Origin of the sequence: Streptomyces sp. NRRL F-5755, from assembly GCF_001279365.1 — a bacterium.
Classification (GTDB): Bacteria; Actinomycetota; Actinomycetes; order Streptomycetales; family Streptomycetaceae; genus Streptomyces; species Streptomyces rimosus.
In genome coordinates this window covers 134,767-154,129 of record NZ_LGCW01000001.1, presented here as the reverse complement: position 1 = coordinate 154,129, position 19,363 = coordinate 134,767, and the positions used below count along the sequence as shown (strand labels likewise).

The following is a 19,363-nucleotide window of genomic DNA, read 5'->3' as shown; positions in this document are numbered from 1 at the left end:
GCCCGCGCCGCGGTCTTCCCCGTGGACCGCGGCGCGAACCCGCCTTGTGGCGGGCGCGATTGCGGAGCGACGCTGAGCGCATGAGGCGCCGGCCCTGGTACGCCACTGCCCGCGCCGCCCGTTACGCGGCGCCGCTCGCCTGCGTACTCGCCCTGTCGGTGACGGCGGGGTGCGACTCCGGCGGGGAGGCGGGGAAGGGCACCGAGGCGTCCCGGCCCGCGGGGACCGGTACGGGCGGGTGCCGTCCGGCCGCGTCCTTCCACCCGTACCGGGGCGACTCGGTCGAACTCCGCGCCGTGGGCACCGGCGGGCTGCGGGTGGGGGGCCTGGTCATCGACGGGAACCGTACGGTCGCGAGCGGGCCCGCGACGTTCACGACCCGCGAGGTACACAAGATCGTCTGGCGGGTCACCGGCAAGGGGCCGCTGCACCTCACCCTCACCGGCCCGGACGGCCGCACCCGGCGCCCCGAGCGGCTCGAACCGCACGGCGATTCCTCCTACCGGCGCCCCGGCGACGAGTGGGGAAGCGGCCTGCGCTTCCCCACCCCCGGCTGCTGGCACATCCGCCTCACCCGCACCACCGGTTCCGCCGACATCCCGGTGACCGCCGTCCGCCGACCGGCCGTCGCGTGACTCAGGCGTACGCCCCCCGCATCGCCTCCGTCACCCGCACGAACTCCGACTCCCCGTGCCCGGCGGCGATCGCGCGGTCCATCAACGCCTTGAGCGCGTCGAGCACATCGGTGTTGACGCCGCGGTCCCGGGACGCCTCGACGATGTGCGCGATGCCCGCCGCCTCCATGACGATGTTGCCCTCCCCCGCGCCGTCGAGGCGCCCGCCGACGAGGTCGTCGGCCATGCCCTTGGCGATCGGCGGGAAGATGCCCGTGATCACGTCCAGGAACGGGGCCAGGTCCGTGGCCGGGACGCCCTCCTCCCCGGCCAGTGTGAAGGCGTGCGCGATGCCCGCCATGCCGGAGTAGAAGAAGCTGAGCATCGCCAGGTCGTAGACCGCCGCGACGCCGTGGTCCGTGCCGAGGAAGGGCGCCTTGCCGCCCAGCGCCTTCAGCGTCTCCTCGTACGTGTCGAAGGCCCGCCGCGAGCCGCTGTAGAGGACCGTCGCCTCCGGTGTGCCGATGACCGGCGTCGGCACCATGATCGCCCCGTCCAGGTACTCGATGCCGTGCCCGGCGGCCCATTCGGCGGCGCGCCGGGAGCGCACCGGGGTGTCGGAGGTGAGGTTGACCAGCACCCGCCCGGCCAGGTCGGCGCCGACCGGCTCCAGAATGCGGTGGCTGGCTTCATAGTCCACGACGCAGACGACGATCAGCGGGCTGGCGGTCACCGCCTCGGCGACGTTCCCGGCCCGTACGGCGCCGCGGGCGACCAGTTCGTCGGCCTTGTGCTCCGAGCGGTTCCATACGGTGGTGGGGTGTCCGGCCTTGAGGAAGGCGCCGGCCAGCGCCCGGCCCATCGCGCCGAGGCCGAGCACGGTCACGGGGGTCTTGCCGGAGTCGGTGGGCGGGTTGGCGGGGGTGGCTGTCATGGATGCGCTCCAACGGTTCGGCGGGCCGGCCCGCTGCCGGGCCCGTCCGGTGTCACCACCCTGCCGAGCAGCGCTTATGGAACGCTTCGGGTTTGCTTCGGGTGCGCTTCGGGCACTCCCGGGCAGGCGTCCGCGGCTCAGCAGCGCGCCGTCAGCAACGGCTGGAAGTAGCCGCTGTCCGCCGGTTCGTGCCACGCGAGGCGTTCGAACCCCGCGGCCTCGACGAAACCGCCGACCTGGTCCCGGGTCAGGGCCCACGAGGTGGTCCGCCGGCTGCGCACTTCCCAGGTGTCGCCGCGCGGCAGCAGCTGGATCAGGTCGAAGTCGTAGTGCTCGCCGTCCTCGTGCCATTCCCACAGTTGCAGCGTGACGGCCCGGCCACCGTCCGGCAGGCGGGTGACGCGGGCGGGCAGCACCTCGCGGCGCTCGCGGCGGGCGTCCTCGTACGCACGCATGCCGAGCAGGAGCTGACCGCCGGGCCGCAGCACCCGCCGCATCGCGGCCAGGGCCGTCCGTACGTCGTCGGGCGTGGTCAGGAGGGCCAGGGAGTTGTCGGCGCACACCACCGCGTCGAACCGGGCGTCGCGGAAGGGCAGCCGGCGCATGTCGGCGGCGGCCGCCGGCAGGAACAGGCCCCGGGCGGCGGCCTCGGCGCCGGCGCGGGCCACCGCGACCGGGCTCAGGTCCGTACCGGTGACGGCGTGCCCGGCCGCCGCGAGGCCGATCGCCTGCGTGCCGATGCCGCAGGCGCAGTCGAGGACGCGGTGCGGCCGGTCGCCGAGCGCGTCCCGTACGTGTGCGTCGAGGGCGCGGCCCTGCTGGGCCACCGCGGCCGGCCAGTCCGGGTACAGCAGGTCGTAGGTCGCGGCGAGTTGGTCGAAGAACCGGGCGAGGGACGGGTCCGCCATGGTGTCACGGTAGTGCGGCGGGCCCGGTAATTCACCGGGTGGCGGGCGTTCCGCCGTCGGGTGCGGGCCCGGGAGGCCCGGCGGGGGACGCGACGGGCGGATTCCCGGCGCTCGCGGGGCCGTTGCCGGGTCTTTCCGGACGCGCCTCGCGCCCCGGCCGGACGGCCGTCGCCGCCGAGGCCAGCAGCAGGACGGCCAGCATCGCGAACGGCGCTGCGGTACCGGCCAGTCCGGCCAGCAGGCCCGCCGTGGCGGGGGCCGCGACCTGGCCGAGGCGGTTGCCGGTCAGGCGCAGCGCCAGCGCCGTACTGCGCGCTGCCTCCGGGGCGGCCTGGACGACCGTGGTCATGGACAGGGGCTGGCCGACGCCGAGGCAGAAGCCGAGGACGGCGAGCATCAGCGCCAGCGCCCAGACGGGTACGGGCAGCGCCGGTCCGGCGCAGAGCAGTCCGGCCAGCGCGCAGCTGCCCGCCATCAGGGCGGTACGCCCGAGGAGGCGGATCATCGGCGTCATGACCAGCCGGCAGGCGATGGTGGCCGCCGCGCGCAGGCTGAGCAGCGCCCCGACGGTGGCGGGCGCGATGCCCCGGTCCTCGCCGACGACGGGGAGGTAGGCGGTGAGGATGTCGGTCGCGGAGAGCACCGCCAGGCTCATGAAGATCCCGGCCGGGACGCCGCGGGTGCGCAGGATGGCCCGTACGGAGGTACGGGGCGACGCTGCCGTACGGTCCCGGGCGGGCCGCGCGGCCCCGGAAGTCGCCGCCGCACGGTGTTCCGGCCGGTGTTCCAGCCGCCACAGGGAGGCGTAGGAGAAGGCGGCGAGGCCGCCGGCGACCAGGAGGGCGGTGGCGCTGGTGGGTCCCATCGCGCCGTCGTGTTCGGAGACCACCAGCCCGGCGGCGGCCGGGCCGACGAGCTGGCCGAGCGAGGCGCCGATGGTGAAGTGGCCGAAGTTGCGGTCGCGTTCGTCGGGGGCGCTGCGGCGCGCGACGATGGACTGGGCGCCGATGACGAAGCACAGGTGGCCTAGGCCCATCACCCCGCTCCAGGCGGCCATTGCCGGCAGCGAGCCCGCCACGCCGCTCAGCGCGCAGCCGCCGGTGATCAGGGCGACGCCCAGGACGAGCAGCGGCGCGCAGCGGCCGTGGTCGGTACGGCGGCCGAGCGGCACGGCCACCAGCAGCGGCAATAGCGCGTACACCGCCGTGATCACACCGATGGCGCGCTCGTCGGCGCCCAGCGCCAGCGCCCGGTAGGAGACGGCGGGCCGGGCCATGCTCACCGCCGACTGGGCGCAGGCGAAGGTGAGGACCAGGCGCAGCAGCCAGCCCCGGCCGGGCGTCCCGGTGCCCACGGGTCAGATGATCCCGTACAGCAGACCGGCCGCGAGCACGACCAGGGAGGTCAGCGCCGCCCACTTCACGGTGAACCGGGTGTGGTCGCCGAACTCCACCTTCGCCATGCCGACCAGCACATAGACGGCGGGGACCAGCGGGCTGGACATGTGCAGCGCCTGGCCGACGAGGGAGGCGCGGGCGATCTCCAGGGCGCCCACGCCGTGGGCGGCGCCCGCCTCGGCGAGGATCGGGACGATGCCGAAGTAGAAGCCGTCGTTGGACATGAAGTACGTGAGCGGGATGCTCAGGACGCCGGTGACGATGCCCATGTGCGGGCCGAGTCCGTCCGGGATGCCGTCGACCAGCCAGCGGGCCATGTGCTCGACCATGCCGGTGCCGGTCAGCACGCCGGTGAAGACGGCGGCGGCGAAGACCATGCCGGAGACGTTCAGGACGTTCTCGGCGTGTGCGGCGATCCGGGCCTTCTGGTCGGCCATGTGCGGGAAGTTGACGGTCAGCGCGAGGGCGGCGCCCAGGAGGAAGAGCACCGGGATGGGCAGCGTCTGGAGGACGAGCAGGACCAGCAGCGCGACGGTGAGCGCGGCGTTGAACCAGTAGAGCTTGGGGCGCAGCGTCGGCCGGTGCGGGTCCAGGCCCTGGAAGTCGTCGGCGGGGTCCGGCTCGGTGAGGGTGGCGGTGGTTCCGGTCCCGGTGTGCGCCGTGCCGCCTCCGCCGCCCGCCGCCGCGCCGCGGCCCTTGCCCGTACGGATCGACACCGTACGGAACACGCTCGTACGCACCCGGGCCCCGAAGCCTCCGCCCGCCCCGGCGAGCACCGCCTCACCCGCCGCCGGCTCGGGCACCGCCCGCTCCGTGGCGGTTCCGGCCCCGTCCAGGGTGAGCAGCCCCAGCCGCTTGCGCTCGCGGCGCCCGAGGACGTACGAGAGCAGGAAGACCGCGACCAGGCCGGTGGCCAGCGCCGGGACCATGGGGACGAAGATGTCGCCGGCGTCCAGCTTGAGGGCGGTGGCGGCGCGGGCGGTCGGGCCGCCCCAGGGGACGGTGTTCATCACGCCGTTGGCGGTGGCGGCGACGCCCGTCATGACCACCAGGCTCATCTTCAGGCGGCGGTAGAGCGGGTAGAGCGCGGACACCGTGATCATGAAGGTGGTGGAGCCGTCGCCGTCCAGCGAGACGATCGCGGCGAGCAGCGCGGTGCCGACCACGATCCGTACCGGGTCCGCCTTGCAGAACCGCAGGATGCCCCGGACGACCGGGTCGAAGAGCCCTACGTCGATCATCACGCCGAAGTAGATGATGGCGAACATGAGCATCGCGGCGGTCGGCGCCAGGTCGCCCACGCCCTTGAGGACGTACTCGCCGAGGTGCGCCCCCTTGCCCACCAGGACGCAGAACAGCGCGGGGATCAGGATGAGCGCTGCCATCGGCGACATCTTCTTCATCATGATCAGCACCAGGAAGGTGGCGATCATGACAAATCCGAGGATTGTCAGCATGGGGGTACCTCACGTTCGCCCTTGAACACGCCCGGGAGGGCGGTGAAGCGACGGTAGGTGGCCGAAACTTTCGTTAACAAGGTCTTGACGTGCGAGCAATACGAGCAAAACACGAGGCTGCGACGGCGGTGTGCGGCCGGTTCCCGTCCGGGCCACGCCCGCCGGACGTGGCCGAGAGTCTCCGTTGACGGGCCGGGGCCGCAATCCTAAGGTCCTCCATAGGATTGCTGGATTCCTCGATCGGCGGGAGCGCGCGATGACAGGCACGGGCAGCGAGCGGGCGAGAAAGACGGCCGAGGGGCTCGCGTACTCCTCGGGTTTCGGCAACGAACACAGCTCGGAGGCGGTCACCGGCGCCCTGCCGGTCGGCCGCAACTCCCCCCAGCGCGCCCCCCTGGGGCTGTACGCGGAGCAGCTGAGCGGTTCGGCCTTCACCGAGCCGCGCGCCCGCAACCGCCGTACGTGGCTCTACCGCATCCGCCCGTCCGCCGCGCACCCGGCGTTCGAGCGGACGGACAACGGCGCGCTTCGCGGCGCGCCCTTCACCGAGACGGCGCCCGACCCCAACCGGCTGCGCTGGAACCCGCTGCCCGAGCCCGGGGCCCCCACCGACTTCCTGGCCGGGCTGTGGACCCTCGGCGGCAACGGCGACGCCGCCCAGCGCACCGGCATGGCCATCCACCTCTACCACGCCAACGCCTCCATGGAGCGGCGGGTGTTCAGCGACGCGGACGGCGAGCTGCTGATCGTGCCCGAGCACGGCGACCTGCTGATCCGCACCGAACTGGGCCTGCTGCGCGCCGAGCCGGGGCACGTCGCGCTGATCCCGCGCGGCGTCCGCTTCCGCGTCGAACTGCTCGACGCCACCGCGCGCGGCTATGTCTGCGAGAACTACGGGCAGCCGTTCCAGCTCCCCGACCTCGGCCCGATCGGCGCCAACGGGCTGGCCAACGCGCGGGACTTCCTCGCGCCGACCGCCGCGTACGAGGACGAGGAGGGCCCCTACGAGGTCGTCAACAAGTTCTGCGGCAACCTCTGGAAGGCGACCTACGGCCACTCGCCGCTGGACGTCGTGGCGTGGCACGGCAACCACGTCCCGTACGTCTACGACCTGCGCCGCTTCAACGTCATCGGCTCGATCAGCTACGACCACCCGGACCCGTCGATCTTCACCGTGCTGACCTCGCCGTCCGACACCCCGGGCCTGGCGGGTGTGGACTTCGTGGTCTTCGCGCCGCGCTGGCTGGTCGGCGAGGACACCTTCCGGCCGCCGTACTTCCACCGGAACGTGATGAGCGAGTACATGGGCCTGGTCGAGGGCGCCTACGACGCCAAGGCGGAGGGCTTCGTTCCGGGCGGCGGCTCGCTGCACAACATGATGTCCGCGCACGGCCCGGACCGGGAGACCTTCGACCGGGCGAGCGCGGCCGAGCTGAAGCCGCAGAAGATCGACGACGGGCTGGCGTTCATGTTCGAGACCCGCTGGCCGGTCACCCTCACCGGGCAGGCCGCGGGCGCCGGCCACCTGCAGAGCGGCTACGACCGGGTATGGCAAGGTCTTGAGCGCCACTTCCGCCCCTGAGGGCCCGCGTGTCCGGCAAAACACCGCCGGACACAGGCCCTGACCGGAAACCGCCCGGCCCCTGATACGGAGTCGACGTTGACCACCTTCGCCCCCGACTCGCTGGACCTGAACCGCAAGCTGCCGCTGTGGTACCAGGTCTCGCAGTCGCTGCGCGCGTCCATACTCGGCCGCTCCCCCGGCGCCCCGCTGCGCCTGCCGACCGAGGACGCGCTCGCCGCCCACTACGGCGTGAGCGTGCTGACCATGCGCCAGGCGCTCAAGGAGCTGGAGACGGAGGGGCTGATCACGCGGCACCGCAGGCGCGGGACGTTCATCGAGCCGAGCGCGCGGCGCGGGTCGCCCGTGCGGCTGCTCGGCTCGGTGGACGCGATCGTGGCCCAGCAGTCCGGGATGAGCACCGAACTGCTGGGCCACGGCACGGCCGCCGTGCCGGCCGAACTGGCGGAGCACTTCCCCGGCCTGGCGGAGGTCGCCACGTACCGCAGGCTGCGCAGCGACGAGAAGACCGGCGAGCCGACGAACCACGCGGTCAACTTCCTGCACCCGGACGTCGCCGCCCGCGTGGACCTCGCGGACCTGGAACGCTGGCCGATGACGAAGGTGCTGCGGGACGCGGTGGGTGTGGCCATCAGCCGGATCACCGACACGGTCGAGGCGCGGCTGGCGGACCCGGAGACCGCCCGCCTGCTCCAGGTGCCGCTGCTCAGCCCGATCCTGCACTACACGGGCATCACCTACGACCAGGATGGTCGGGTGGTGGACGTGGCCCGTATCCACTACCGGGGGGACCGTTTCTCCTTCACGGTGACGCTGGACGCGCACTGAGCCCGGCGGTCACGCGCCCCCGGGGCGTTCCGCTCAGAGAATGACCTGGTCGGAGCCGGCTTCCAGACGGGCGATCGCCTTGCGGCAGGCGCCGGCGAACTTCTTGAACTCCCCGTTGGTGCTGCCGGCGCGCCCGGCCAGCGTGTCCGTGTCGAAGAAGGACGCGCGCAGCTCGGTGGTCAATTCCAGCTGGCCGCCCTTGCGGAGCATGGTGCGGTTGCAGGGGTTGTCGGGGTCGGCCCCGGCCAGGTCGGGGAAGTCGTCGCCGTCCACCGTCTTGTAGTGCGCGCCCAGCTCCTGGTGCAGCAGCTTCTTGAAGGTGGGGTTCAGGCCGCCGACCACGACCACTCTGGGGTCCTGGCCGCTGCGCACACCGGCCTGTTCGGCCTTGCAGCCGTGCAGGCTCAGGACATTGAGGCTGGAGGCCGCCATGGAGAGCGCGACATGGTCGTCGCAGTGCTTCGCGGTGACGTGCAGTTCGCTGTTGGAGCCCAGCCCCATGCTGGGCAGCCGCAGCCCCTCGAACATCCAGTAGTCGTAGAGCGGCTCGCCGGGGAAGAGGGGCGCCAGGGTGTCGGGCTTGTAGCCCGCGATGCCCAGGCACAGTTCGGAGGTGCCCTTCTCGATGCCGCCGGCGTGCAGCGCCAGAACCGTCGTGCGGTGGTACGGGAATCTCCCGCCCTGCTCGTTGTCGAACATCTCGTGGCGTCTGTACCGGCGCGCGTACTGGATGCCCTCCTGTCCTGAGAGCGCCTTGTACAGGGCCGTGTTGGAGGCGTAGAGGTCCCCCTTGGACGTGGCACGGGCCTTGGCGGCTCCGATGCCCGTCACCAGAGGGGTGCTGGTGAGGGCCGCCGCGCCGAGCGCTGCGGTGAGGACGGTACGACGATTGACAACAGGTGACATGTCGCACATCTTTATCACTTCGCCGCTGATACGGACACGGGTACGAACCATCGGAAGCCCTGGTGAGGCGGCCCGGCTCAGATCCGCTCCAGACTGCGCCCCGTAGTGCGCGGCCCCAGCAGCGCCACATCCAGACACAGCAGCACCATCAGCGCGGCCGAACCGGTGAAGACCGCGCCCGGCCCCAGGGCGTCCAGTACGGTCAGCGCGACGAACGGCAGTATCACCGAGGTGAGCCGGGACAGTGAGTAGGCGATCCCGATGGCGCTGCTGCGCAGGCCGGTCGGGAAGATCTCGGTCTGGTAGACGTGGAAGGCGTTGGAGAAGACGTTGCTGCACACGGTCAGCGCGAAGCCGGCGCCCACGATCAGCCAGCCCGCGCCGGCGAAGCCGAAGGCCAGGCCGCACGCCGCCATGCCCAGCGCGGAGGCGATGATCAGTGTCTTGCGCTCGATACGGTCGATGAGCGGTACGGACAGCGCCGAACCGAGCGGATAGCCGCAGAAGCTGAGCGCCGCGTAGCTCAGCGAAGCGGTGACGGTGTGGCCCTTGGCGGTCAGCACGACCGGCGCCAGCGACCCGAACCCGTAGTAGCCGACGGTCTGCAGGACCTGGAAGATCCACCACATGAGCGTGCGGCGCCGGTGGTCGCCGCGGAACATCTCGCCCAGCGGGACGCGGCGCTGCGGCACCTCCGCCGCCACCGCGACCGAGGGCAGCGTCTCGCCGGTCTCCCGCGCGACGCGCTCCTCGATGTCCGTGACGATCTTCGCCGCCTCCTCCTCCCGCCCGTGCACGGCCAGCCAGCGCGGCGATTCGGGCAGCCGGGCACGCATGAGCTGGATGAACGCCGCGCCCAGCGCGCCCGCCACCAGCAGCCAGCGCCAGCCCTCGACGCCGAACAGCTCGCGGGTGGCGACCAGGCGGGCGCCGACGAAGGCGGCCACCGGCACGCCGAGGAAGCCGAAGGTGTAGGCCCAGGCGATGTACCGGCCGCGTACGGCGCGCGGCAGGAATTCGGCGAGGTAGGTGTCCACGAGGATCAGCTCGGCGCCGAGGCCGAGCCCGGCCAGGAAGCGCAGCGCGATCAGCCACTCGGCGTTCGGCGCGAAGGCGCCCAGCAGCGAACACAGCGAGTACGCGCCCAGATTGACCAGGAACATCCGCCGCCGTCCGAACCGGTCCGCGAGCACCGACAGGACGCCCGCGCCCACGAACATGCCGAGGAACCCGGCCGCGATCACCCATGACTTGGCGGTGTGGTCCAGGTGCCACCGCTCGGCGAGCACCGCGGCCAGCACCCCGCCGAGGAAGATCTCGTAGAGGTCGAAGAAGGCGCCGACGCCGACGGTCAGGGTCAGGCGGCGGTGCCAGCGCGACGGCGGCAGCCGGTCCAGCCGGGCCCCCGCCCGCGCCCCGGCGAGCTGCGTTGCGGTCATGGCGCTTCCTTCCGGCGGACGGCGGCGGCATGGGCGTGCGGTGGCGGCACGGTCGTACGGCCAGGACCGTACCCGTCGGTGATCACTCGGAAAAGCCCCCCTCCGGCCGCCGCCGTTACGATGCCCCCAGGCAACCGAGCGCACCGAAGGTCCAGGGAGGGCGACCGCGTGACGGTGACACAGGCCACGGGGAGCGGCGGCGGCAGGCTCGCGGCGGCGCCCCGGCTCGATGACCTGATGCCCTGGTCCGCGGCGCCGCTGCGGCTCGGCCGCGGCTGGGTGATGGCCCCGGACGCCGCCTCCCTGCGGGCCCGCTGGGCGGCGCTGCACGAGGCCGGTGACGACGCGGCGCGTGAGCGGCTGTTCCGGCCCAGCCGCGCCCGTACGCTGCGCACCGCCGTGCCGCAGCTCCCCGGCCAGTCCACGCCCACCGGCCGCCTCGCGCACGGCGGCGGCCCGTGCCCCGACCCGGTGCGTGTGCTGCACGGCCCGTACGACCAGCAGTGGCTGCTGCCCGACCACCGGCTGATCGACGCGGCCCGTCCCGAGCTGTGGCGGGTCGCGGACGGGCGGCAGGTGTTCGTGGTGGAGCTGGGGCATGTGCCGCAGACGGACGGCCCGGCGCTGGTGGCGTCCGCGCTGCTGCCGGACGGCAGGTCGCCCGCCGGGCGGCCCGGCCGCATCCGCCCGCTCTACCGGCGGCCCGGCGGCAGCGAGCCCAACCTCACCCCGGGCCTGACGGAGCTGCTCGCCCGCCGCCTGGACCGGCCGGTCGGCGCCGCTGAGGTGCTCGCCTGGACCGTGGCGAGCGCCCGCCCCACGCCGTCCGGCGCGGTCGTGCCGCTGACCGCCGACGCCGGGGTGTGGGAGGACGGCGTCGCGCTGGGCGAGCGGCTGCTGTGGCTCCAGACGAGGGGCGCACGGGGTGACGGGACGGCGTACGGGGCGCGCGCCGGCGACCGCCCCCGGATGCCCGGCGGCCGGCGCCCCTACGTACGCGCCCCGCTTCCTGCTCATGGGCTGCCCGACGGCATCGACTACCTGTCGGACGAGGAAGCGCTGCTCCTCGGCCCCGGGCGGATCTCCCCCGTGCCCCCGGCGGCCTGGGAGTTCGAGGCGGGCGGGGTGCGCGTACTGGAGGCGTGGTTCGAGCGCCGGGCCGCCCCGGCGGCCGACCCGGAGGGACTGGAGGCGGTACGGCCCACCGCCTGGCCCCAGGAGTGGACCACCGAACTGCTGGAGCTGATCACGGTGCTGTCGCTGGTGGGCGAAGTGCGCCCGGCGCAGGAGGCATTGCACCGGCGCACGGCGGACGGCCCGCGCGTCGAGGTGTCCGAGCTGCGCGCGGCGGGCGTGCTGCCGCCGCCCGCCGCGGCCCGCCGCCCGGCCTCCGTACTGGATCACCACGAGGAGGGCCCGGAGGGGCAGTTCGCCCTGCTGTGACCGGCCCGGCTGTGACGCGGCCGTGCGGGCCCGCGCGTTGCCCGGCGGGCGGCGGCGGGTAGGTGCTCCGACCATGGACCACACGACCGATCACGCCGCCCCGGACCGCACCCCGCAGCCGCCGCCCCTGGAGGGCATCACCGTCGTGGGCGTCGAGCAGGCCGTGGCCGCGCCGTTCGCCACCCGGCAGCTCGCCGACCTCGGCGCCCGGGTGATCAAGGTGGAGCGGCCGGACGGCGGCGACTTCGCCCGTACCTACGACACCTCCGTACGCGGGCTGGCCTCGCACTTCGTGTGGGCCAACCGCGGCAAGGAGTCCCTGGCCCTGGACCTCAAGGACCCGCGCGGGCGCGAGCTGCTGGAGCAACTGATCGCCGGAGCGGACGTCTTCGTGCAGAACCTGGCGCAGGGCGCGGCCGCGCGGCTCGGGCTGGATGCGGCGTCGCTGTGCGCCCGCCATCCGCGCCTGGTCGCCGTGGACATCTCCGGGTACGGCGCCGACGGCCCGTACGCGCACAAGCGGGCCTACGACATGCTGGTCCAGTGCGAGGCCGGGCTGGTCTCGCTGACCGGGACGCCGGAGGCACCCGCGAAGGCGGGGATACCGGCGGCGGACATCGCGGCGGCGATGTACGCCTTCTCCGGTGTGCTGGCCGCGCTGCTGCGCCGCGGCACGACGGGCCGCGGCGGCCCGGTGGAGATCACGATGCTGGACGCGCTCGCCGAGTGGCTGGGGCACCCGCTCTACTTCGGGATGTACGGAGGCACGCCCCCAGCGCGCACGGGTGTCGCGCACGCCGTCATCGCGCCGTACAACGCCTATCCGACGGCGGACGGGCAGCCGGTGCTGCTGTCCGTGCAGAACGACCGGGAGTGGGGGCGGCTGGCGCGGCAGGTGCTGGGGCGGCCCGAACTGGCCGACGATCCGGCGTTCGCGACGAATGTGGCGCGTACCCGCAACCGGGACAGGACGGACCGAGTGGTGGGTGAGGCACTGGCCGGGATGGCGGTGGAGGAGGCCGTACGACGGCTGGAGGAGGCGGGGATCGCCTGTGCGCGGCTGAACGGGGTGGCGGAGCTGGCCGGGCATCCGCAGCTCGCGGCGCGCGACCGCTGGCGGGAGGTGGGGTCACCGGTGGGGCCGCTGCGCGCGCTGCTGCCGCCGATCACGCTGCCCGGGAGCGCCGGGCCCGGGCCGGGGAATGTCCCGGCCCTGGGCGAGCACACCGACGCGCTGCTGAGCGCTCTGGGTCTGACGAGCGAGCGGATCGCAGCGCTGCGCCGGGACGGTGTGATCGCCTGAGGGGCCGGGACCGGTGGCCGTGGTTCAGCTGTGACCGCCGAACAGCGACCGGCGCAGCCTGCGCAGCGGGGCGAACAGCGACACCCTGGCGCCGCGGCTCGTCCTCGTGCGCGCGTGGTCACGAGCGGTGAGCTCCTGCATCAACGACGTCGCACCCTCCGACTCGCGCTGCGGGACGGCGGGTCCGCCCAGCACGGCGAGATGGCGGTCGAGCCGCGCGCTGGACGCGCCGCTTCCGCAACTGATCGCAGGCACTCGTGGCCTGCTGCGCATTGTTATCTGTTCCATGACACTCCCCACCCGTACGAGGGCACCCGGCCCCGGGCAGGGTAACCCTATCTCTCTCCCGTGGCACGCGCGCGGCCCCCTCACCAGGATTCACCTCCCGCGCACCGACGTTGACGGCACCCTTGTGGATCACTGTCAGCCGAGGGCGAGTTGGATGAGTACCGAGGTCGTGGGCCTGGCGGAGCCGCCGGCCGGCTCCAGGGTGACCGCGAGCCGGTCCGCGGGTCCGGTGCCGCCGTGCCGAAGATCACGTACGACGGCGGGGCCCGCGGTGCGGGTCCGCGGGTCGTACGCCAGCACGCCGGCCGAGCGGGCCGTGCGGAGCCCGTCGCGCATGCGCCACAACTGGTAGGCGTGCCCGGCGGGCGGCAGGGGCAATCCGGCGGCGTTCACCACGGCCTGGTCCATCTCGGCCGATTCGACCGCGCTCAGCGACCGCCCGCCGATCGGGCGGCCGGAGACGGCGAGCGCGTCCGGCGCGGCCAGCACCGCGTTCACGGACTGCGTCACGGCGCGCTGCCGGTCCAGTTCGCTGTCCGTACGGATCAGCTGGAAGGCGAGCAGGGCGCTGACGAGCAGGCTCAGCGCGGCGACCGCCCCGGCGAGGCGGGTGCCGTACCGGGCGGGCAGCCGCGGGCCCCGCGCGCGGGCGGGACGCGGGTCCTCGGACGCGGGCACCGGCTCGGCGGGCCGCGGGACCACGGCCTCCTGCGGGGTGGCCAGCGCGGCGGTCAGTACGCGGGCGCGCAGGCCGGCGGGGGCGGGGCGGGCGGCGGCGCGGGCCAGCCAGGTGGCGTCCTCGGACAGGACGCGGAGCGCCGCCGCGCAGTCCGGGCAGCGGCGCAAGTGCCGTTCGAAGCGGCGGCGTTCGCGCGGGCCGAGGGCGTCGAGGGCGTACGGGGCGGCCAGGGTGTGGGCGCCCCGCCGTCCGGCGCGCAGCGCGTCACGGAGAGCCGCGGACGGCGGGCGGCGGCTCATCCGGCGGCCGCCAGGCAGTCGCGCAGCCGGGCCAGCCCGTCGCGCAGCCGGGACTTGACCGTGCCGAGCGGTACGGCCAGCCGACGGGCCACCTCGCGGTGGGTGTAGCCGTCGTAGTACGCGAGGGTGACCGACTGCCGCTGCAACGCGGTGAGCCGTTCCAGGCACCGGCGCACCCACTCGCGTTCGAAGGCCCCCTCGACCTGCTCGGCCACCTCGTCGAAGGCGGTCACCACGGACCGGCGCGCGGCCCGCTCCTCGCGCTCGCTCGCGGCCCGCGCCGACCGCACCCGGTCCACCGCCCTGCGGTGGGCGAGGGTGAGGATCCACGACAGGCCGCTGCCGCGCCCGGGGTCGTACCGGTGGGCCCGCCGCCAGATCTCCAGCAGCACCTCCTGTGTCACCTCCTCGGCCTGCGCGCTGTCCCGCAGTACCCGCCGGGCCATGCCGAAGACCGGCGCCGACACCAGGTCGTACAGCTCCTCGAAGGCGCCGTGGTCGCCGCGCGCGACGAGCGGCAGCAGCACCTCGGCACCGCGCCCCGCGGCCGTTTCGGACTTCACGCGCCCTCACCCCGTTCCCGTGACGACCGGTCATTGTCCCGCCGTGGTGGGTTCGGGGCGAGACGCGCGGCGGACCGGTCCGGCAGGCGCGCGGTTTCCGCGCACGCGGCACCCATCCGTACGGAACGGGGCCACGAATAGCCGCCACAGCACGGTGCGGCCTCCGCACCGCCGACCCGGCCGGCACCGCCCGGCACACCCGAGAAGGACCGACGCGATGACCGCCAGCACCGAACCCACCGAGAACCGGAAGACCAGGAAGGGCAGGGGCAGCCGCCGGACCGTCGCCGTGCTGGCGTGCGGCTCGCTGGCCGCGGCCGGTGTCGCCGGCGCCGCCGCCGGCCCGCTCGCCGCCCGCCCGGCGCAGGCGTCCAGCCACCGGGAGGCGCCGCAGATCTCCGGGCAGCCGGAGTACGACACCACGGACGTGTACGCCTTCCAGAGCCCCGACAAGCCGGACACCACGACGCTGACGGTGAACTGGTGGCCCTTCGCGGAGCCGGCGGGCGGCCCGAACTTCTACAAGTTCGCCACCGACGCCCAGTACGACGTGCACGTGGACAGCGACGGGGACGGCCAGGGCGACCTGATCTACCGGTGGACGTTCAAGGACAACTACCGCAGCGGCGACACGTTCCTCTACAACACCGGCCAGGTCACGTCCCTCGACGACAAGGACCTGAACTACTACCAGACGTACGACATCGACCTGCTGCGGCTGAAGGACCAGAAGGTGGTCTCCAGCACGAAGATCGCCAACGATCTGACCGCCGCGCCGTCGAACGTCGGCAAGGCGTCGATGCCGGACTACCAGAAGCTGCGCGACCAGGCGGTCCGGCCGGTCGCGGGCGGCGGCTCGGCCTTCGCGGGCCAGGCGGACGACCCGTTCTTCCTGGACCTGCGCGCCTTCGACCTGCTGTACGGCGGCGACCTCTCCGAGGTCGGCCGGGACACCCTCAAGGGCTACAACGTGCAGTCGGTGGCCCTCCAGGTGCCGACGAAGGAGCTGCGGCAGTCGGCGCAGCAGCCGGTGATCGGCGTCTGGTCCACCACCCAGCGCAAGAACGCCTCCGGCGGCTGGTCCCAGGTGTCACGGCTGGGCAACCCGCTGGTCAACGAGCTGGTCGTGCCGGTCAAGGACAAGGACCGCTTCAACGCGTCCGCGCCGTGGAACGACGCGCAGTTCCTCAAGTACGTCACCGACCCCGAGCTGGCCCGGCTGATCGAGAAGATCTACGGGATCAAGGCGCCGGCGCTGCCCCGCAAGGACCTGATCGCGGTGTTCCTGACCGGGGTGGCCAAGCTCAACCAGCCGCCGAACGTGCGCCCCGCGGAGGCGCTGCGGCTGAACACCGCCGTCCCGCCCACCGCGCAGCCCAAGCGCCTGGGCGTCCTGGACGGCGACAACGCGGGCTACCCGAACGGCCGGCGGCTCACCGACGACGTCGTGGACATCTCCCTCCAGGTGGTGGAAGGCGAGCTGGTCGGGCAGAAGAACGACCTGGGCGACGCGGTCGACGCCAACGACCAGCCGTTCGGCAAGACCTTCCCGTATCTGGCGCTGCCCACCTCGGGCTCCCGGGGCCCGGTCGCCAAGAAGGGCGGCGGCGACAGCACGGGCGGGAGCGGCCAGGGCGCGGTGAACCAGTCCACCGGTCTGCGGACCGGGCTGCGCCCGCAGGACAGCGCCACCGGTGACGGCAACGACACCCTGCTGATCGCCTCCGCCTCGGCGGGCGCCTTCGGGCTGGTGCTGGTCGGCACGGGCCTGCTCTGGCTCCGGTCCAACCGACGCTCCAGGGCCGGCCGTTGATGTTCTCCCGACTGCCCAGGAGCGTACGCGGCAAGCTCGCCGGCGCCGTCGTGACCGTACTCCTCGCGTGCGCGGTCACCGCCGGCGGGATCGCCCTGGGCGGAGACGGTGGCCGGGCGCGCGCCCCGGTGCCCGCGCCACCATCGTCCGACATCCCCGTGGGCCGCGGCGGCGCGGCCGGCCTGTCCGGCACGGTGAGTGCCCTCCAGGTCCGGTTGCGCGAGCAGCCCGGGGACTGGCGCGGCTGGGCGCGGCTCGGCGCCGCCTACGTCGAGCAGGCCCGTACGACCGGCGACCCGACCCGCTACCCGCAGGCCGGGCGCGCCGTCGCCCGCTCGCTGGCGCTGCGCCCGCGCCAGAACGACGCCGGCCTCGCCGCGCGGGCCGCGCTCGCCGCGGCGCGGCACGACTTCCGGGCCGCGCTGCGGGACGCGGACGCCGCGCTCGCGGTCAATCCGTACGGGGAACGGGCGCTGGCGGTCCGCGTGGACGCGCTGGTGGAGCTCGGGCGCTACACCGAGGCACTGGCGGCGGCACGGCACGCCGACGCGGTGCACCCCGGCATTCCGTCCTTCACGCGGCTCGCGTACGTACGGGAACTGCTCGGCGACGCCGACGGCGCCCGCAAGGCACTGGAGGTCGCCCTGCAGTCCGCTGCCCGGCCCGACGACATCGCGTACGTCGCCACAGCGCTGGGCCAACTGGCGCGCAGCCAGGGGCAGTACGCGACGGCGTTCCGGCACTACGCACTGGCGCTGCGTGCCGTACCCGGCCACCTCCCGGCTCTGGAAGGCCGGGCGCGCACTTACGCCGCGCGCGGCGAACTGGGTACGGCGGCCCGCGAACTGCGCGAGGTCGTGCGCCGCTACCCGCTGCCGGGGCCCCTGGCCGCACTCGGCGAGGTCTACGAAGCGCGCGGCGAACGGGCCGCGGCCCGGCGGCAGTACGCCCTGGCCGGTACCTGGGCCGACCTGGCGCGCGCGAACGGCGTGGCCGTGGACCTCGACACCGCACTGATCGAGGCCGACCACGGCGACCGGCGCGCCGCCCTGCGCGCCGCCCGCGCCGAGTGGTCCCGCCGCCAGACCGTACACACAGCCGACGCCCTGGCCTGGGCCCTGCACCGCACCGGCCAGGACCGGGCGGCCCTCCCCTACGCCGAGCGCGCCGCCGCGCCAGGCTTCCGCGACGCGGCATTCCTCTATCACCGCGGCACGATCGAGCGCGCGCTGGGCCGGACCGCCGACGCCCGCCGCGACCTGTCCGCCGCCCTGCGCCTGGACCGCGGCTTCTCGCCCACGGGGGCGGCCGCGGCCCGGACGGCGCTGAGCGCGCTGGAGGCCGGACGGTGAGCACCTTCAAGGGAGTCCTGTCGATACGGAGGCGAACCGTCGCCCTCCTGGTCACCGCACTCACCGCCGTACTACTACTGCTCGCGCCCGCGGGCGCCGCGCACGCGCACCCGCTCGGCAACTTCACCGTCAGCCAGTACGACGGCCTGACCGTCCGGCCCGGCGAACTGCGCGTCGACCACGTCGAAGACCTCGCCGAGATCCCGGCCGCGCAGCAGAAGGACCGCATCGACCGGAGCGGGGACGGGACCACCGACCGGGCCGAGCTGGCGGCCTGGGCCCGGGAGCGGTGCGCCACGGCCGCGCGCGGTAGCGGGCTGACCGTGGACGGGCGACGGGAACGGCTGCGGTCCGCGAGCGCCACCGCGGCCACCCGGCCCGGCCAGGCCGGACTGCCGACCCTGCGCCTGGAGTGCCGGATGACCGCGCGCCTGCCGTCGGACGGGCGGGCCGCCCTCCGCTTCCGCGCGGCGGAGGGCGACGGCGCGCCCGGCTGGCGGGAGATCACCGCCCGGGGCGACCGCACCCGGCTCACCGCGTCCGACGCCCCCACAAAATCGGTGTCCCGACGCCTGACCACCTACCCCCGGGACGTACTGGCCTCGCCGCCCGCCCGGCGCTCTGCGGCCGTACGCGCCGTACCGGGCGGTCCCGCGCTCTCCGAGGCGGCCGAACGCCCGTCCGCCGAGTCCGTCCTGCCCCGCGGCGCGGACCGCTGGACGCAGGCCCTGACCGGGCTCGTCGCCCGGCACGACCTGACCCCCGCCTTCGCGGCGCTCGCACTCGCCACCGCGCTGCTGCTCGGCGCGCTGCACGCCCTCGCGCCGGGCCACGGCAAGACCTTGATGGCCGCGGCAGCGGCGGCGGGCGGCCGGAGTTCGCGGCGGGACGTACTGGCCCTGGGCCTGTCGGTGACCGTGACGCACACCCTGGGCGTCTTCGCGCTGGGGGCGCTGATCGCGGCGGGTTCGGCCGCCGCGCCCTCGGTGGTGGCCTGGCTCGGCGTGGCCAGCGGGGCACTGGTGGCGGGAGCGGGAGCGGTGCTGCTGCGGCGGGCGCTGCGGATGCGCCGGAACGGGCACGGACATGGGCATGGGCATGGGCATGGGCACAGCCATGGTCACAGTCACCCGCACGGCCATGACCACGAACACGGACACGGACACGGACACCACCATCACCACCCCACCCGCCCCGGCCTGCGCGGCATCGTCCTGCTCGGGTTCGCCGGCGGGCTGGTGCCCAGTCCCTCCGCCGTGGTGGTGCTGGTCGGCGCCGCCGCGCTCGGCCAGGCGTGGTTCGGGTTCCTGCTGGTCGTCGCGTACGGCGCGGGGCTGGCCGGGACGCTGGCCGCGGCCGGGCTGCTCGCGGTCCGGCTGACCCTGCGGCTCGGGGAGCAACTGGTCAAGGGGCGCGGGGCGGGTGCGCGGATACTGTCGGCCGCGCACCGGCTGGCGCCCGTCGGCACCGCCGCCGTCGTCCTCCTGCTCGGCTGCGGATTGCTGCTCAAGGGGGCGGCAACCACGCTGGGTTGAGGTACGTTTCCACCGCATCGCTC

General features: G+C 74.2%; 17 protein-coding genes. 8 read left to right on the top strand and 9 right to left on the bottom strand.

What is annotated here, in order from left to right:
* Positions 1–80: 80 nt before the first annotated feature.
* Positions 81–635, top strand: a complete 555-nt coding sequence (locus tag ADK86_RS00685) for a hypothetical protein (protein ID WP_053694723.1) — start codon at positions 81–83, stop codon at positions 633–635.
* 1 nt (position 636) lies between these two features.
* Here the strand turns inward: ADK86_RS00685 and ADK86_RS00680 are convergent, their stop codons facing one another.
* From ADK86_RS00680 to ADK86_RS00665, 4 genes are all read right to left on the bottom strand, one after another.
* The gene (locus ADK86_RS00680; RefSeq protein WP_053694722.1) at positions 637–1,548 is read right to left on the bottom strand and encodes an NAD(P)-dependent oxidoreductase; all 912 of its coding nucleotides are present in this window, start codon (positions 1,546–1,548) and stop codon (positions 637–639) included.
* Between the two features lie 137 nt (positions 1,549–1,685).
* Positions 1,686–2,456, bottom strand: coding sequence for a class I SAM-dependent methyltransferase (locus tag ADK86_RS00675; RefSeq protein ID WP_053694721.1), 771 nt, complete (start codon positions 2,454–2,456; stop codon positions 1,686–1,688).
* A 31-nt stretch (positions 2,457–2,487) separates the two neighbouring features.
* Positions 2,488–3,810 (bottom strand): MFS transporter, encoded by a 1,323-nt coding sequence (locus ADK86_RS00670; protein ID WP_053694720.1) that lies wholly within the window; start codon positions 3,808–3,810, stop codon positions 2,488–2,490.
* A 3-nt stretch (positions 3,811–3,813) separates the two neighbouring features.
* Positions 3,814–5,310: a CitMHS family transporter gene (locus ADK86_RS00665; RefSeq protein WP_053694719.1), complete on the bottom strand. Its 1,497-nt coding sequence runs from the start codon at positions 5,308–5,310 to the stop codon at positions 3,814–3,816.
* 256 nt (positions 5,311–5,566) lie between these two features.
* On the opposite strand from ADK86_RS00665, the gene hmgA reads away from it, so the two are divergent.
* On the top strand, positions 5,567–6,892 hold the full coding sequence (hmgA, locus tag ADK86_RS00660; protein WP_053694718.1) for a homogentisate 1,2-dioxygenase: 1,326 nt from the start codon (positions 5,567–5,569) through the stop codon (positions 6,890–6,892).
* Between the two features lie 78 nt (positions 6,893–6,970).
* Positions 6,971–7,720 (top strand): GntR family transcriptional regulator, encoded by a 750-nt coding sequence (locus tag ADK86_RS00655; protein WP_030591065.1) that lies wholly within the window; start codon positions 6,971–6,973, stop codon positions 7,718–7,720.
* A gap of 33 nt (positions 7,721–7,753) precedes the next feature.
* Here the strand turns inward: ADK86_RS00655 and ADK86_RS00650 are convergent, their stop codons facing one another.
* Positions 7,754–8,626 (bottom strand): poly-gamma-glutamate hydrolase family protein, encoded by an 873-nt coding sequence (locus ADK86_RS00650; RefSeq protein WP_053694717.1) that lies wholly within the window; start codon positions 8,624–8,626, stop codon positions 7,754–7,756.
* Positions 8,627–8,703: 77 nt separating this feature from the next.
* Complete coding sequence (locus ADK86_RS00645; RefSeq protein WP_053694716.1) at positions 8,704–10,065, bottom strand: MFS transporter; 1,362 nt, start codon at positions 10,063–10,065, stop codon at positions 8,704–8,706.
* A gap of 168 nt (positions 10,066–10,233) precedes the next feature.
* Between ADK86_RS00645 and ADK86_RS00640 the strand changes: the two genes are divergently transcribed.
* Positions 10,234–11,508, top strand: a complete 1,275-nt coding sequence (locus ADK86_RS00640) for a type ISP restriction/modification enzyme (protein WP_420718815.1) — start codon at positions 10,234–10,236, stop codon at positions 11,506–11,508.
* Between the two features lie 73 nt (positions 11,509–11,581).
* Positions 11,582–12,811 (top strand): CaiB/BaiF CoA transferase family protein, encoded by a 1,230-nt coding sequence (locus ADK86_RS00635; RefSeq protein WP_053694715.1) that lies wholly within the window; start codon positions 11,582–11,584, stop codon positions 12,809–12,811.
* A 24-nt stretch (positions 12,812–12,835) separates the two neighbouring features.
* Here the strand turns inward: ADK86_RS00635 and ADK86_RS00630 are convergent, their stop codons facing one another.
* The 3 genes from ADK86_RS00630 to sigK all read right to left on the bottom strand — a co-directional run bounded on the left by ADK86_RS00630 (position 12,836) and on the right by sigK (position 14,640).
* A complete protein-coding gene (locus ADK86_RS00630) occupies positions 12,836–13,099 on the bottom strand; it encodes a hypothetical protein (RefSeq protein WP_030370963.1) in 264 nt (87 codons plus the stop codon).
* A gap of 135 nt (positions 13,100–13,234) precedes the next feature.
* On the bottom strand, positions 13,235–14,077 hold the full coding sequence (locus ADK86_RS00625) for an anti-sigma factor (RefSeq protein ID WP_053694714.1): 843 nt from the start codon (positions 14,075–14,077) through the stop codon (positions 13,235–13,237).
* Positions 14,074–14,640, bottom strand: coding sequence for an ECF RNA polymerase sigma factor SigK (sigK, locus tag ADK86_RS00620; protein WP_030370961.1), 567 nt, complete (start codon positions 14,638–14,640; stop codon positions 14,074–14,076). The genes ADK86_RS00625 and sigK overlap by 4 nt, the downstream gene beginning before the upstream one ends.
* Before the next feature lie 217 nt (positions 14,641–14,857).
* Between sigK and ADK86_RS00615 the strand changes: the two genes are divergently transcribed.
* From ADK86_RS00615 to ADK86_RS00605, 3 genes are read left to right on the top strand one after another with little or no spacing between them, the layout of a single operon-like run.
* Positions 14,858–16,453 carry a DUF4331 domain-containing protein gene (locus ADK86_RS00615; RefSeq protein ID WP_053694713.1) on the top strand — a complete coding sequence of 532 codons (1,596 nt, stop codon included), beginning with the start codon at positions 14,858–14,860 and terminating at the stop codon, positions 16,451–16,453.
* Positions 16,453–17,805, top strand: coding sequence for a tetratricopeptide repeat protein (locus tag ADK86_RS00610; protein WP_063788902.1), 1,353 nt, complete (start codon positions 16,453–16,455; stop codon positions 17,803–17,805). Before ADK86_RS00615 ends, ADK86_RS00610 begins: the two co-directional genes overlap by 1 nt.
* The gene (locus ADK86_RS00605; protein ID WP_078951659.1) at positions 17,802–19,340 is read left to right on the top strand and encodes a nickel transporter; all 1,539 of its coding nucleotides are present in this window, start codon (positions 17,802–17,804) and stop codon (positions 19,338–19,340) included. The genes ADK86_RS00610 and ADK86_RS00605 overlap by 4 nt, the downstream gene beginning before the upstream one ends.
* Positions 19,341–19,363: the final 23 nt, after the last annotated feature.